15 protein-coding genes are annotated in these 14,254 nt (G+C 74.8%); 9 read left to right on the forward strand and 6 right to left on the reverse strand.

Features of this window, described 5'->3' with window-relative positions; translation table 11 throughout:
- The first annotated feature begins 2 nt into the window (after positions 1 to 2).
- Complete coding sequence (locus tag ACGFZL_RS25945) at positions 3 to 518, forward strand: mycothiol transferase (protein WP_393695182.1); 516 nt, start codon at positions 3 to 5, stop codon at positions 516 to 518.
- On the opposite strand, the gene ACGFZL_RS25950 is transcribed toward ACGFZL_RS25945, so the two are convergent.
- Positions 515 to 1,600 (reverse strand): adenosine deaminase, encoded by a 1,086-nt coding sequence (locus tag ACGFZL_RS25950; RefSeq protein WP_393695184.1) that lies wholly within the window; start codon positions 1,598 to 1,600, stop codon positions 515 to 517. The two genes, ACGFZL_RS25945 and ACGFZL_RS25950, sit on opposite strands and share 4 nt — an antisense overlap.
- Before the next feature lie 35 nt (positions 1,601 to 1,635).
- Entirely contained in the window at positions 1,636 to 2,037 is a 402-nt protein-coding gene (locus ACGFZL_RS25955; protein WP_393695186.1) for a VOC family protein, read from the reverse strand.
- Positions 2,038 to 2,186: 149 nt separating this feature from the next.
- On the opposite strand from ACGFZL_RS25955, the gene ACGFZL_RS25960 reads away from it, so the two are divergent.
- Positions 2,187 to 2,645 carry a pyridoxamine 5'-phosphate oxidase family protein gene (locus tag ACGFZL_RS25960; RefSeq protein ID WP_393695188.1) on the forward strand — a complete coding sequence of 153 codons (459 nt, stop codon included), beginning with the start codon at positions 2,187 to 2,189 and terminating at the stop codon, positions 2,643 to 2,645.
- Between the two features lie 15 nt (positions 2,646 to 2,660).
- On the opposite strand, the gene ACGFZL_RS25965 is transcribed toward ACGFZL_RS25960, so the two are convergent.
- Positions 2,661 to 3,560: an aldo/keto reductase gene (locus ACGFZL_RS25965; RefSeq protein ID WP_393695190.1), complete on the reverse strand. Its 900-nt coding sequence runs from the start codon at positions 3,558 to 3,560 to the stop codon at positions 2,661 to 2,663.
- A 30-nt stretch (positions 3,561 to 3,590) separates the two neighbouring features.
- Positions 3,591 to 4,481, reverse strand: a complete 891-nt coding sequence (locus ACGFZL_RS25970) for a glycoside hydrolase family 19 protein (RefSeq protein WP_393695389.1) — start codon at positions 4,479 to 4,481, stop codon at positions 3,591 to 3,593.
- Positions 4,482 to 4,696: 215 nt separating this feature from the next.
- Here ACGFZL_RS25970 and ACGFZL_RS25975 point away from each other — a divergent pair, with 215 nt between their 5' ends.
- Entirely contained in the window at positions 4,697 to 6,688 is a 1,992-nt protein-coding gene (locus ACGFZL_RS25975) for a hypothetical protein (protein ID WP_393695192.1), read from the forward strand.
- Here the strand turns inward: ACGFZL_RS25975 and ACGFZL_RS25980 are convergent.
- A complete protein-coding gene (locus ACGFZL_RS25980) occupies positions 6,678 to 6,875 on the reverse strand; it encodes a hypothetical protein (RefSeq protein ID WP_355175722.1) in 198 nt (65 codons plus the stop codon). The genes ACGFZL_RS25975 and ACGFZL_RS25980 overlap by 11 nt on opposite strands.
- A gap of 180 nt (positions 6,876 to 7,055) precedes the next feature.
- On the opposite strand from ACGFZL_RS25980, the gene ACGFZL_RS25985 reads away from it, so the two are divergent.
- Both ACGFZL_RS25985 and ACGFZL_RS25990 read left to right on the forward strand, forming a co-directional pair.
- Positions 7,056 to 7,496, forward strand: a complete 441-nt coding sequence (locus ACGFZL_RS25985) for an SPW repeat protein (protein WP_393695194.1) — start codon at positions 7,056 to 7,058, stop codon at positions 7,494 to 7,496.
- Positions 7,497 to 7,604: 108 nt separating this feature from the next.
- Positions 7,605 to 7,874, forward strand: a complete 270-nt coding sequence (locus ACGFZL_RS25990; protein ID WP_355175689.1) for a GlsB/YeaQ/YmgE family stress response membrane protein — start codon at positions 7,605 to 7,607, stop codon at positions 7,872 to 7,874.
- Positions 7,875 to 7,950: 76 nt separating this feature from the next.
- Here ACGFZL_RS25990 and ACGFZL_RS25995 read toward each other — a convergent pair whose 3' ends face one another.
- Complete coding sequence (locus ACGFZL_RS25995; protein WP_393695196.1) at positions 7,951 to 8,661, reverse strand: chaplin; 711 nt, start codon at positions 8,659 to 8,661, stop codon at positions 7,951 to 7,953.
- A gap of 238 nt (positions 8,662 to 8,899) precedes the next feature.
- Between ACGFZL_RS25995 and ACGFZL_RS26000 the strand changes: the two genes are divergently transcribed.
- From ACGFZL_RS26000 to ACGFZL_RS26015, 4 genes are all read left to right on the forward strand, one after another.
- Positions 8,900 to 10,483 (forward strand): alpha/beta hydrolase, encoded by a 1,584-nt coding sequence (locus tag ACGFZL_RS26000; RefSeq protein ID WP_393695198.1) that lies wholly within the window; start codon positions 8,900 to 8,902, stop codon positions 10,481 to 10,483.
- Between the two features lie 68 nt (positions 10,484 to 10,551).
- Positions 10,552 to 11,646 carry a chemotaxis protein gene (locus ACGFZL_RS26005; protein ID WP_393695200.1) on the forward strand — a complete coding sequence of 365 codons (1,095 nt, stop codon included), beginning with the start codon at positions 10,552 to 10,554 and terminating at the stop codon, positions 11,644 to 11,646.
- A gap of 45 nt (positions 11,647 to 11,691) precedes the next feature.
- Positions 11,692 to 12,711 (forward strand): Gfo/Idh/MocA family protein, encoded by a 1,020-nt coding sequence (locus tag ACGFZL_RS26010; protein ID WP_393695202.1) that lies wholly within the window; start codon positions 11,692 to 11,694, stop codon positions 12,709 to 12,711.
- A 260-nt stretch (positions 12,712 to 12,971) separates the two neighbouring features.
- Positions 12,972 to 14,249: a PAS domain-containing protein gene (locus ACGFZL_RS26015; protein ID WP_393695204.1), complete on the forward strand. Its 1,278-nt coding sequence runs from the start codon at positions 12,972 to 12,974 to the stop codon at positions 14,247 to 14,249.
- Positions 14,250 to 14,254 lie beyond the last annotated feature (5 nt).

Genomic DNA, 14,254 nt, shown 5'->3' on the forward strand with positions numbered 1-14,254 from the left:
GCATGCATGCGAAGGACATCCTCATCGAGGCCCACGGCCGCATCCGCGACGAGGTGCACGCCGCCGTCGAGGGCCTGACGCCGGACGAGCTGAACGCCCGCCCGGACGCCGACGCCAACTCCGTCGCCTGGCTGATCTGGCACCTCACGCGCGTCCAGGACGACCACATCGCCGACGCCTTCGGCCTGGAGCAGGTGGCCAGGGCCCAGGGCTGGGAGAAGCGGCTCGGCCTGGACCTGCCCCACGGCGACACCGGCTACGGGCACAGCTCCGCCCAGGTCGCCAAGGTCCGCGTCGACTCCCCCGACCTGCTCACCGGCTACTACGACGCCGTGCACGAGCAGACGCTCGGCGCCCTGCGCGGGCTGACCGCCGGGGATCTGGAGCGGATCGTCGACGAGAACTGGGACCCGCCGGTCACGCTGGGCGCCCGCCTGGTCAGCGTGGTGTCCGACGACCTCCAGCACGCCGGCCAGGCCGCCTACGCGCGGGGGCTCGCCCGGCGGGCCGCTTCCTAGGCGGCCAGGGCCGCCTCGTACCCGGGCAGGACGACGTCGCGGAGCAGGGCGGTGCGCTCGTCGAACGGGATGAAGGCGCTCTTGACCGCGTTCACCGTGACCGTGCGCAGGTCCTCGACCGTCCAGCCGGCCTGCTCGACCAGCAGGGACATCTCCCGGGTCATGGTGGTGCCGGAGACGAGGCGGTTGTCGGTGTTCAGGGTGACCCGGAAGCCGAGGTCCTTCAGCGCGGTGATCGGGTGCTCGGCGATGGAGGTGGCGGCGCCGGTCTGCAGGTTGGAGGTCGGGCACATCTCCAGGGCGATCCGCCGGTCGCGCACCCAGCCGGCCAGCCGGCCCAGCTTGCCGGCCGCGAGGTCCGGGATGTCGTCGGTGATGCGCACGCCGTGCCCGATCCGCTGGGCGCCGCACACCTGGAGGGCCTGGTGGATGCTGGGCAGGCCGTGCGCCTCGCCCGCGTGGATGGTGAAGGGCACGTTCTCGCTCCGCAGGTGCGCGAAGGCGTCCAGGTGGTCGGCGGGCGGGAAGCCGTCCTCGGCGCCGGCGATGTCGAAGCCGACGACGCCCGCGTCCCGGAAGGCCACCGCGAGGTCGGCGGTCGCGCGGGTGCGGTCGAACATCCGCATCCCGCACAGCAGGGTGCCCACCCGCACCGGGGTGCCCGCTGCCGCCGCCCGGGCCATGCCGGCGGCCAGCCCCTCCTGGACGGTCTCCACGACCTCGGCGAGGGTCAGTCCGCCCTTCAGCATCAGCTCGGGGGCGTAGCGCACCTCCGCGTAGACCACGCCGTCGGCCGCGAGGTCGAGGACGTACTCCTCGGCGGTGCGCAGCAGGCCCTCGCGGGTCTGCATGACGGCGAGGGTGTGCTCGAAGGTGGCTATGTAGCGCACCAGATCACCGGAGTTGGCGGCCTCGTAGTACCAGGCGGCCAGCTCGTCGGGGTCGGTGGTGGGCAGGGTGTGGCCGACGGCGCCGGCCAGCTCCACCACGGTGGCGGGGCGCAGGCCGCCGTCGAGGTGGTCGTGGAGCACGGCCTTGGGCAGGGCGCGCAGGGTGTCGGTGGTGATGCGGGGCGCGGTCATGTGCGGCGGTTCCTCGGTCGTGGTTCGGGTCGCGGTCAGCGGGGGTCGGCGGGCTGGAGCAGGTCCCAGCGGTTGCCGTACAGGTCCTGGAAGACGGCGACCGAGCCGTAGGGCTCGTGCCGGGGCTCCTCCAGGAAGGTCACGCCGGCGGCGGTCATGCGGGCGTGGTCGCGGGCGAAGTCGTCGGTGTACAGGAAGAAGCCGACGCGCCCGCCGGTCTGGTCGCCGACGCGGGCGCGCTGGGCGTCGTCCTTGGCCCGGCCGAGCAGCAGCGCGGTGCCCGGCGCCCCGGCCGCCCCGGGCTCCAGGACGACCCAGCGGGAGCCGTCGGGCCGGGGCGTGTCCTCGGCGAGGCGGAACCCGAGGGCCTCGGTGTAGAAGCGGATCGCCTCGTCGTAGTCGTCCACGACAAGGGTGACCAGGGCGAGGCGGCGCATCGGGAGACCTTTCCGGAGGGCGGGTTGACGGGTGAGGTTATACGTAAAACCCACGGGACGCCAGTCTCGCGACCTAGACCTCGCGCCCGATGCGCGCCGGGGCCTGTCGCCCGATGTGCGCCGAGCCGGTGATCGTCAGCATCCCGGTCATGACGATCACCGCACCGCCGCGCGAGCCCGCCCGCCGCAAGCAGGATGTCCTCGGCCGCCTGGAGACGGAGCTGGACGTCTGGGTGGCCACGGCGGACGCCGACGGGACACCGTGCCTGGTCGCGCTCTGGTTCTTGTGGGACGGGCGGGACGTCTGGATGTCGACGCGGCCGGGCAACCCCACCGGGCGCAACCTGCGCGCGGGCGGCCGGACCCGGCTCGCGTTCGGCGACACCCGGGACGTGGTGCTGATCGACGGCGCGGTGGCGGCGTACGCGTCGGCCGGGGTGCCGCCCGCCGCCGCCGAAGCCTTCGCCGCGAAGACCGGCTGGGATCCGCGCCGGGAGAGCGCGGCCTACGACTGGTTCCGGGTGCGCCCGCACGCGGTCCAGTCCTGGCACGGCGTGCCCGAGCTGCGCGGGCGGCACCTCATGCGGGACGGCGTCTGGACCGTGTGACGCGCCGGCCGCCGGTCAGCCGGTGCGGGCGTCGTCCAGCAGGGCCAGCTCGGCGTCGGTGAGGCGCAGCGCGCCGGCCGCGACGTTCTCGGCGAGGTGCGCCGGGTCGCCGGTGCCGGGGATGGCGAGGACGTGCGGGCCCTGCTGCAAGGTCCAGGCGATCCGCACCTGGGTCGGGCTCGCGCCGTGCGCGTCGGCGACCGCGCGGACCTGCTCCTCGTGCGCGGTGCCGGCGCCCTCGGGCCCGGCCTCGCCGGCGATGGCGTAGAAGGGGACGAAGGCGATGCCCCGTTCGCCGCACAGGGGCAGGAGTTCGTCGGTGACGGGGGTGTGGAAGCCGAGGCCGTAGCGGTTCTGCACGCTCACCACGGGCGCGATCTCCAGCGCCTCGGTCAGGTGTGCCGGTGCGATGTTCGAGAGGCCGAGGTGCCGGATCAGGCCGGCCTCCCGCAACTCGGCGAGCGCACCGAAGTGTTCGGCTATCGACTCCTGCCGCATCCGGCGCAGGTACACGAGGTCGAGGTGGTCGCGGCCGAGCTGGCGGAGGTTCTCCTCCACATGGGCGCGCAGGTCCTCGGGGCGCGCCGAGGTGCCCCACTCCCCCGACCACTCGCGGTACGGGCCGACCTTGGTGGCGATCACCAGGTCGTCGGCGTACGGGGCGAGCGCCCGGTTGATCAGTTCGTTGGCGGAGCGCAGGGCGGAGAAGTAGAAGGCGGCCGTGTCGATGTGGTCGACGCCGAGCTCGACCGCCCGGCGCAGCACGGCGAGCGAGCGCTCGCGGTCGCTGGGGATGCCGAGGTGGAAGGCGGCGCTGCCCGTCAGCTGCATCGCGCCGAAGCCGACGCGGCGGACGGGCAGGTCGCCGAGGATCCAGGTGCCCGCGGACTCCGCGGTGATCGTTTCAGTGGTCATCGGCGGAGTCTCGCACGGCGCCCGACCGGGTCAGCAGGACAGGTTGCCGCCCGGCGCGACGCCGAGGATCTGGGTGAACTGCTGGTACTTCGTCACCCGGCTCTGCACCTGCGCCGGGTTGCGGCCGTCGCACTCCAGGGAGCCGTTGATGGAGCGGATGGTCTGCCCGAAGCCGGCGCCGTTGACCATGGCGTTGTGCGGGGTCATGGTGCCCGGCCCGGACTGGGTGTTCCAGTACCAGAGGCCGGTCTTCCAGGCCACGGCCGCGTCGTTCTGCACCAGCCAGGGGTTGTTCAGGAGGTCGATGCCGAGGGCGTCGCCGGCCGCCTTGTAGTTGAAGTTCCAGCTGAGCTGGATCGGGCCGCGTCCGTAGTAGGCGGCCTGGCCGGCCGGGCAGCCGTAGGGCTGGCTCGTGTCGCAGTAGTGCGGGTAGTTGGCGGTGTTCTGCTCGACGACGTAGACCAGGCCGCCGGTCTCGTGGCTGACGTTGGCGAGGAAGGCCGCGGCCTCCTGCTTCTTGGTCGTGTCGCTGCCGGTCTTGGCGAAGCCCGGGTAGGCGGCGAGGGCCGCCTTGAGTCCTGCGTAGGTGTAGAACGAGTTCCGGCCCGGGAACATCTGGTTGAACTGGGCCTCGGTGACGACGAAGTCGCCGGCTGGCGTCTGCGGGCCGCCGTCGCAGGCGTACGGCTCCCAGTACCAGGTGCTGATGACGGGGTCGTAGCCCGGGTTGGCGTGCTCGGCGATGTAGGCCTTGCCGTCGGTGTAGCGGACGATGTCGCCGGTGTTGTAGGACCGGCCGGCCGTCCAGTTCGGGTAGCTCGAACACGCGGCGGCGGACGCCTCGCCGGCCGGCAACAGGGCGGGCACGGCGCCCGCGAGGGCGAGGGCGGTCAGTACGGCGGACAAGCGGTGCCTGAGCAGGGACACGGCGCTGCCTCCTGGTGGGGGGACACGGCGTGGGGGCCGTGGGGGGGGAGGTGGGTAGCCACACTGAACCGCATTGGTATGTACCAGTCAAGGGTGTAGACCAGCTCAACCGCCTACCCGGCTCCCGGGGTCGGGGCCCGTGTGACCATCACGCGATTCACTCGTTTGAGAGGACGACCTGCACATCACCGGTCGTGGAAGGCAGCACCATGCCCCTCAGTCGGCTGCGGGACTCCGCCCGCGCGGCCCGGACGCACACCCTGCACACCGAATCCCTGCTCGTCGAGCAGTACGCCGACCTGGTACGGCTGGCCTATCTGGTGCTGCCGCCCTCGTTCGGCAGGCACCGACGGGTGCTGCTGGCCCACTCGCTGGTCCAGCGCTCGCTCCCCGAGGGCCGGCCGGGCCGGGCCCCGCACGTTCCGCCGCCGCGGGGCGGGGCCGCGCCCGAGGGCGTGCCCGCCCGGCACCGGCTGCGCGCCGCCGTGCTCGGGGCCGCGCTCCGCCACACCCGGCGCCCGCGGGGCTGGCCGGAGCGGGCCCGGCCGCCGCGCGCGCTCGTCCCCCGGCTGCCGGTCGTCCTCGGCCTGCGGCTCTTCCCGCGTTCGGGCAGCGCCGAGGACATGGTGCTCGGCCGCCTCCTCGCGGGCGTGGACGCCGGCACCCGCGCGGCCTTCGTGCTGCGCCGCCTCGACGGCCTGGCGGAGGGCGAGACGGAACTGGTCCTGCGCGCCGCGGGCGTGGCCGACCCGGCCCGGGCGCTGCGCGCGGCGGCGCGGCTCGGCCCGGCGGCCGGACCGGTGCCGGACGCGGCCGAACCCGGCGCGGGACCGCAGGAGTTCGACGCCTGCACCGTCCAGGCCCACCCCACGGACCTGCTGCGCCGCCGGCGCCGCAGCCGGCTGGCCCTCGGCGTGGTCGCCGCGACCGCGGTGACGGCGACGGCGCTGCTCGCCCTGAACGACGGCCACCGGGACCGCGGCCCCGACCGGTCCGCCACCGTCGCCGTGCCCCGCGCCGACGACCTGCACCGCAGCCCGCCGGACAGCTGGGCGGACACCTCCCGCGTCGACTTCACCGCCTGGCCGGCCCGCGGCGCGCGGATCGACGACGACGGCCTGCTCGCCCGCGCCCTGTCCACCTGGGCCGAGCCGCCCGGGGAGACGACGGTCACCCGGGCGCCGGGCACCGCCGATGACCCGCCGCCGCGCTCACCCCAACTCCTCTACGCGGGCCCGGTGTCCGGCCGCACCGTCGTCCTGCTGTACGACGGACTGCGCCTGGCCCGGTACAGCGAGCCGGCCACGGGGCGGGGTCCGGCCGCCCTCGCGGTGGCCCGCGCCGACGACGCCGACGTGACCACGGCCGCCGCGGTCGCCCTGGACGTCCGGAAGGGCTCGGCGCGCTATCTGCTGGCCCCGTGGATCGCCGAGGCCGGCACCCGGGACCTGCTGCGCCCGGACGTCGCGGCCCGGCCGCTGGGGGTCGGCCGGGACGGGGTGACCGGCCGGGTACCGGTGATCGGGAGCGGTCCGGCCTGCGGGAGCCGCGCGGTGCTGCAACTGCGGTCCTCGACCCGGATCGCCGAGGACCACGCCTTCCTACTGGCCGGCCGCGGCAGCCTCTCGCCGGTGCACCTGACCTACACGCCGCTGCCCGGCAAGGGCGCGCCACCCGCGCGCCAGCCTCGCGAGGCGACCGGTCCCGCGGCGCTGGTGGCCTGGTCCCGTTCGGCGTGCGCGCTGGCGGGGCTCGACGAGGAGGTGCGCGCGGTGAACCTCTGGGACTTCGCGGAGCAGGACCTGCCGCGCTCGGGCGGGCACGCCGTCTGGTCGTGTTCGCGCGCGGTCACCTGGCAGGGCCCCGGCGACGCGGCGGTCGCCCTGCGCGCCACCGCCGGCGCCGAGCGGACGCGGCAGTCCCGGGTGGTGGCGCTGGCGCGCTCCACGGCGCTGTGCGGCCACTTCGGCCAGGACGTCGTCGCCGCCGCGCGCTGGCGGGCGCCGGACGGCGGCCGGTACCTGCTGGCCGCCGGCAGCCGGGAGGTGGCGGGCCTCACGGTGAGCGGGGACGTCACCGCGCGCACCGACCAGCACACCCTCGCGGTGCGGGCACCGGCGGACACCTCGGTGCGGGTCGCGGGGCGGCTGGCGGACGGCGGCACGCTCGACGCGCTGGGCGGACCGGCGGTCACGCCGTAGGTGACTCCTCGTCACGGGAGACGACCACGAGGAACGCGTCGGTCTTCAGATCCATGACGACCGTCGCCGACTCGCCGGCCGCCCGGTGTGCCGCCGCACTCTCCTCCGCCGGCCACGAACCCCGCGGGGACCCGGCGGGGAAGCTTTCCAAGACCTTCGCGCCCATAACGGCACACACCTCCAGCATCGGCCAATCGACTCGAACGTACGTGGTGCGGACAATCCGCGTGCGCACCATCCGATTGCCCGGGATGAGCATGGACATGCACACCGGTCAACCTCGCGTCCAGCACTACACATAAGGGAGAAATAAGAGCAAAATGGGCATAAGTGGCCATTGCCCATCGCAAGGCGAAGGAGACGACTCATGGCCAACGTCTCGCACTCAAGCAGCGACATCACCAGCCATCCCGACGCCCCGGAGATGCAGGCGCGCTACGCCCGCATGCTGGGCGGCCGGGATGTGGCGCTCGTGGACGGACCGGCGTTCCTCGTCGGCCTGTACTGCGCGGCGTCCCCCTGGATCGTCCACTTCACGTCCAGCCAGCCCGCCCTCGTGGCGCACAACCTGATCATGGGCATCGCCCTCGGCCTGCTGGCCCTCGGGTTCACCCGTGCCCCGGAGCGCATGTACGGGCTGAGCGGGGCGATGTGCGCCATCGGCATCTGGATGATCATCTCGCCGTGGATCGTCGGCTCGTCCCCCGACACCGGCGTCATCTGGAACAACATCGTCATCGGCGCCCTGGCCCTCGCCCTCGGGTCGGTCTGCCTGCTCACCGCGGCACGGAGCGCGCGCAAGCCCTAGAACGGCGCACGGCACGGCCGCCCCGCACGCTCGAACACACCGTCGGACTGCACGCCCGAACAGCGGGCAGAAGCAGGGCAGCGGAGGGCCTGAGCAGAAGGGGCGGCAATGGAGATCGACGGCATCATCAGCGCCATCGTCATCGGTATCGTCATCGGCATCCTGGGCCGGCTGGTGGTGCCGGGCCGGCAGCGCATCGGCATTCTGTGGACCATCCTGGTCGGCATCGTGGCCGCCTGGATCGGCTCCCTGATCGCCGGGGCGTTCGACGTGGCCGACACCGACGGCGTGGACTGGATCGAGTGGCTCATCCAGATCGTCCTGGCGGCGGTCGGGGTGGCGGCGCTGGACCGGTCCCGGTCCCGGAGGCACCGCTGACGGCACCGGGCGCGGCACGGAGGGGCGGTACGTCGAGTCAGACGTACCGCCCCTCCGTGCCGTGTGGTGTACGCGATCAGCGCGCCCCCGGGCGGAACCGCCGGTAGAGGATCGCGCCGCCGACGATCAGCGCCGCGCCGCCGGCGAGGGCGGGCAGCGTCTCGTCGGCCCCGGTGTGCGCCAGGGACGCCCCCAGCTGCGGGGTCGCGGCGGGCGGCGCCGGGCGCGGGTGCGCGCGCGGGGTGGTGGGCGGCGCCGGCTTCGGTGCCGGAGCGGGCTCGGCGGGCTTCTCCGGCGGCGCGGGGGGCCGCGTGGAGCCGTTGGACGACTCGTTGCCGGTGGCCGGGTTGCCGATGCCCACCACGTTCACGCTGTTGCCCGTGACGTTGACCGGCAGGTGCACCGGGAGCTGCACGCCGTTACCGGACAGCACGCCCGGCGAGCCGAACTCGCCGCCCTTGGCGGTGGCGCCGCCGGAGCCCCCGGCCCGGTCCGTCCCCCGGCTCCCCGCGTCCCGGTGCCGCGCGCCGGAGCCCGCGTCGTTGGCGCACCGGTTGCCCGCGGCCGGGTTCAGCAGCCCGACCACATTGACGGTGTCGCTGCAGACGTTGACCGGCACGTCCACCGGGAGCTGCACGGTGTTGCCGGCGATCAGCCCGGGCGAGCCGGTCGCGGAGCCGTCCGCGCCGGCGCCGTCGGCCGCGAACGCGGCGTACGCCGGCAGTGTCACGGCCAGCGCGCCGGAGGCGGCGACGGCGAGCACACCGTTTCGGGTAACCCTTCTCATGCGGTTTCCCAGCCCTTCCAGACGAGTTCGCGGGCGCTCACCCGCACCGGGGTCAACGCGGGCGCACCATCGGAGTTATGGCTTATCGGCCTTTCACCCCATCGGGTGGCCGCCGCGTCGAACAGCCGTCGCCCCCCGCCGGTGCCGTCACCGTCCGGAGGCGGTCCGCGCACACCCCGCTTATGGTGGGCGAGGGCGCCGGCCCACCGGTCCGCGACGGGACGTCCGGGAGGCATCGATGCAGGCCAAGCTGTCGACTCGGCCCTCGGTCCGGCGCTGCGCGGTCAGCGGGGCGCTCGGTCTGGCGCTGCTCGGCGCGGGACTGCCCGCCGCCGCGGCGGACGACGCGCCGTCCGCGCTGTCCCGCTTCTACGACCAGCGGATCCGCTGGTCGGCGTGCGCGGACCGGGAGGCCCCCAGGGACCTGCAGTGCGGCAAGGTCACCGTCCCCCTCGACTACGCCCGCCCGAAGGGCCGCACCCTCGACGTGGCGCTGGCCCGCTACCGGGCCACCGGCGACCGGCGCGGCTCGGTGCTGCTGAACTTCGGCGGGCCCGGCGGCTCCGGGGTCACCGAACTCGCCGCCGGCGGGAAGGACTTCCTGCACCTCACCAACGCCTACGACGTGGTGAGCTTCGACCCGCGCGGAGTCGGCCGGTCCTCGCCGGTGAGCTGCGGCCCGGCCACCACGGAGATCTCCGACGCCACCAGCGGGGATGAGGAGATCAAGGACCCGAAGGGCGCGCTCGAGCAGCTGCGGCACGCCGCCGCCGAGTGCGCGAAGCACTCGGGCCCCGTGCTGCCGCACATAGGCACCGTCGACGCCGCGAAGGACATGGACGTCATGCGCGCGGCGCTCGGCGACAAGCACCTCAACTACCTGGGCTTCTCCTACGGCACCCGGCTCGGCTCGGTCTACGCCGCCGAGTTCCCCGGCAAGGTCGGCCGCGTCGTCCTGGACGGGGTGGACACCCTGACCGAGCCGCTGGCCGAGCAGGGCCTGGCCGGGGCGCGGGGGCAGCAGCGGGCGCTGGAGAACTTCCTCGACTGGTGCGTCGAGGACATCGCCTGCCCGTTCGGCACGGACGCCCGGCAGGCCCGTACGGAGGCGCTGCGGCTGGTCGGCGCGCTGGACGAGGACCCGGTGCCCACGGACTTCGGCGAGCCCTTCACCGGGCAGGACCTGGTGGGCGCCATCGGCCAGGGGCTCTACAGCCGGCAGCTGTGGCCCTCCCTGGAGCGGGCCGTCGGGCAGCTCATCGAGGACGGGGACACCCGGGGCCTGCAGAGCTTCGTCTCCGGCGGCGGCACCTTCCCGCTGCGCGCGGGCGGCGCCGGGCTGACCGACCAGGAGGACGTCCCGCTGGACAACCTGCCGGCCGCCCTGATGGCGATCAACTGCGCCGACGACCCCGACCGCCCGAGCGCCGCGCAGCTCACCCGCTCCCTAAGCCCGCTGCGCGCCCGCTACGAGGCGGCCTCGCCGGTCTTCGGGCGCTACCGGCTCACCCAGGTGCTGATGTGCTACGGCCGACCGCGCGGCACGGACTACGTCCGCGAGGACGTCAAGGACCTGGACACCGCGAAGATGCTGCTCGTCGGCACGCGCGGCGATCCGGCGACGCCGTACAGCTGGACCGAGGAGACGGCGAAGCGGCTCGGCCGGCCGGCCGTGGTCCTGGACAACAAGGGCGACGGGCACACCGGTTACGCCTCGTCGAAGTGCGTGCACCGCAAGGTGGACGACTTCCTGCTCTACGGCGCCCTGCCGCCCGACGGCAGCTCGTGCGGCCCGGAGGAGTCCGGGCAGGCGTCCGGCTGAGCCGGGCCGGGGCGGGCGGGCGGATTGCTCCACATGCCCGGTTCGTCCATCCGCCCTATGGTGCTGGCATGGAGCACGATCTGAGTCCCGCCATCCTCGCCGGGCTGCGGCGCCCCCGCCCCTACCCGGCGGTGTCCGTGCTGACCCCGACGCACCGCCGCGAACCCGACAACGCCCAGGACCCGGTGCGGCTGCGCAACGTGGTCGCCGAGGCCAAGCGGCGCCTGGAGGAGGACCCGGCGGTCACCCGCGAGCGGCGGACCGACGTCGCCCGCGAGCTGGACCTGGCCCTGGCCGAGGTCGACCTCGCGCACGCCGAGGACGGACTGGTGATCTACGCCGCCCCGGGCGAGCACCAGGTCTGGACGCTGGCGCGGTCCGTGCCCGAACGGGTGGTCCTCTCCGACACCTTCCTCACCCGCAACCTCGTCGCCGCGCAGACCGCCGGGCAGCCCTTCTGGGTGCTGTCGGTCGCGGCGGACCGGGCCACCCTGTGGAGCGGCGGCGTGGACCGGGTGGCCGAGGACCACGCCGGGGGCTTCCCGCTGGACCGGCCCGCGGAGGACTTCGACCCCGAGCGCCAGGAGCGGATCGGCGACGCCCCCAGCACCTTCCGGGACGAGGGCACCCGGCGGTTCCTGCGCGCGGCCGGCGACGCGATGGCCCGGGTGCTGCGTTCGCACCCCCGGCCGCTGTACGTGACCGGCCCCGAGGCGGCGCTGACCCTGCTCGACGAGGCGGGCGGCGCCGTGCGCGACGCGGTGCACGTGCCGCACGGCGGCCTGGCGGGCAGCTCCGCCGAGGCGGTGTGGCAGGCGGTGCGCCCGGCGGTCGCCGAGGCGGCGCGCGGTGCGACGGACGCCGTCGCCCGGGAGCTGGACGCGGCGCGCGGGCGCAAGGAGTTCGCGGCCGGGGTGGACGAGCTGTGGCAGTCGGTGCGCGAGGGACGGGTGCGGCTGCTGGCCGTGGAGGAGAACTACCGGGTGACGGTCCGCGACGACGGCGACCATCTCGTCTTCGCGGACGCCGGCGACCTCGACGCCCGCGAGGACGTGGTGGACGAGATCGTGGAGCAGTGCCTGGAGACCGGGGCCGAGGTCCGCTTCGTACCGGACGGGGCGCTCGGGGAGGCCGAGGGCATCGCCGGGGTGCTGCGCTACTGAGCGCCCTCGACCTCGCTGCTTGACGTCCGTGAAAGCCTGTCCTGCATGAGCGGACTTCTGGGTGTGGCGGTGCTCGGCGCGGGACACATGGGCGCCGACCATGTACGGCGGCTCGACCGGGTGGTCAGCGGCGCCCGGGTGGCCGCCGTGGCCGACCCCGATGTGGAGCGGGCGAAGGACGCCGCGGCCGGCATCGAGGGGGTGACCGTGCACGCGGAGGCGGAGGCCGCGCTGGACGCGCCCGGCGTCGGGGCCGTGCTGATCGCCTCGCCGGGGCCCGCTCACGAGGAGGCGCTGCTCGCCGCCTTCGCGCGGGGGCTGCCCGTGCTGTGCGAGAAGCCGATGGTGCCCGATCCCGCGGGCGCGCTGCGGGTGGCCGAGGCGGAGGCGCGGCTGGGGCGCCGGCTGACCCAGGTCGGCTTCATGCGGCGGCACGACGCCGAGTACCTGCGACTGAAGGCGCTGCTCGACGGGGGGAGGATCGGTCGGCCGCTGATGCTGCACTGCGTGCACCGCAACGTCTCCTCGCCGCCGCACTTCACCTCGGCGATGCTCATCGACAGCTCCGTCTCGCACGAGATCGACGCGGCCCGCTGGCTGCTCGGGCAGGAGATCACGGCGGTGACGGTGCTGCGGCCTCGGCCGTCCGCCGGCGCGCCGGAGGGGCTGCTCGACCCGCAGTTCGCGGTGTTCGAGACCGACGGCGGCGCCTTGGTCGACGTGGAGGTCTTCGTCAACTGCGGCTTCGGGTACGAGGTGCGCTGCGAGGCGGTCTGCGAGGCGGGCAGCGCGCGGATCGGCGCGGCGCACGGCATGGCGGTCACGTCGGCGGGCGGCACCCGCGAGGAGGTGCCGCAGGACTACCTCGTACGCTTCTCCGACGCCTACGACCGCGAGGTGCAGGCGTGGGTGGACGCCACCCGGCGGGGCGCGGTGACGGGGGCGAGCGCCTGGGACGGGTACGCGGCCTCCGCGGTCGCCGAGGCCGGCGTCCGCTCCCTGACGACCGGCGTCCGCACGGTGGTGGAGCTGGCCGACCGGCCGGGGCTGTACGACCTCGCTTGAGGGTGGAACGTGCGTGCGAGGACCGTGCGCACCAACGGGTGGTGACGACCCGCATCGCCCGCAATTCCCGTAGGTCGACTACGACTTGAGCAGCTGCTCGGATACGGCGTTCGTGCGGCGAGGTCGCTCGGGGGAGACGCTGGCATATGCCAGGAGCACCACCGTATCGTGTGCCGCCGAATCCCTTACGGGTCGCTGAGGGCTGTGCCACAGTCGTAGCGGTTCTTCCCGGTCGTACCTGCTGCACATCGGAGTGCGCCATGTCGTCCCCTCTCTCCGCGGACCGTCCCGCCGTCGATGCCCTGATCTCCCAGGCGCGGCGGCTGCGGGGGGACGTGGACGCGGTGCGGCGGGACACCCCGCGCGACGGGGCCGACCCGCTCGGGCGCTGGCGGCGCGCCCTGTGCGAACTGGCGTTGCATCAGCTCAGCGATCTGGACGCCCACCTCGCGCAGTTGCGGGACGAACCGGCGCCCGCACCGCGCACCGGCTCGCTGCTGAGCCGGGTCGGCAGCGCCGAGTGGAACCTGCTGACGGACGAGGCGCAGTGGTCCGCCGACCTGTACGGGATCCTCGGCCGCGACCCCGCCGACGCCCCGCTCGGCCTGGACGAGCTGCCCTCCCTGGTGGCGGCGGAGGACCGGTCGAAGCTGACCGCGATGGTCACCGACTGCCTGGTCGACGCCCGCCCGGTGGACGGGGAGTTCCGCGTCGTCCGGCCGGACGGGACCGTGCGCACCGTGCACATGATGGGCGAGCCGGTGCTCGACACCGAGGGCGGCACCGCCGCGATGTGGGCGGTGCTGCGGGACGTCAGCGAACTGCGGCGCAGCCAGCGGGCGGTGAGTAGGACCCGCGACTCGCTCGGCCGCCCCGCGCGGCCCGCCGGAGCGCCCGGGACAGTGCCGCCGCCCTGGCACGGTCCCCTGCACTCACCGCTCCCGGCGCGGCCGGGCCTGGACCTGGCCGCCGTCCGTCTGCCGCCGCCGGCCGAGGGGCCGCGCCGCGTCGGCTGGTTCGACGCCTGCGCGCTCGGCGACGACGCCTCCCTGCTCGCCGTCGGCGACCTGACCGGGCCCGGCACCGACCCGGGCAGGGACGCCGCGCTGCTGATCGGCGCGGTGCGCGGACTGGCCGCGGCGGGCGCGGGGGTCGAGGAGCTGCCGGACCGGCTGGCCCGGCTGGTGGCGGACACCGCGCTGCCCCCGCCGCACACCACCGTGTGCTGCGGCCACCGGCCCGGCGCCCTGGTGTGGGCGCGCGCCGGCGGCCCCGCGCCGCTGCTGTTCCGCGACGGCGCGGGGCGGGCCCTCGACGGACCGGGCGAGGCGGCCCTGCGGGACGGCGACCTGCTGGTGCTGCACACCGGCGCGCCGTCGCCCGAGCGCCTCCGTGACCTCTTGGACCTGGCTCCGCGGCTGGCCGGGGCCGGCTCGGCGCGGGAGGGCCTGCGGATCGTGCGCGGGGCGTTCGCCGGGGCGGGCGAGGTCTGCGTGCTGGTCGCCCGGGTGGTGCCGGTCGCCCCGGTGGTGCCGTAGCGGCG

The sequence above is a fragment of the Streptomyces sp. NPDC048182 genome, assembly GCF_043202555.1.
Lineage (GTDB): Bacteria > Actinomycetota > Actinomycetes > Streptomycetales > Streptomycetaceae > Streptomyces.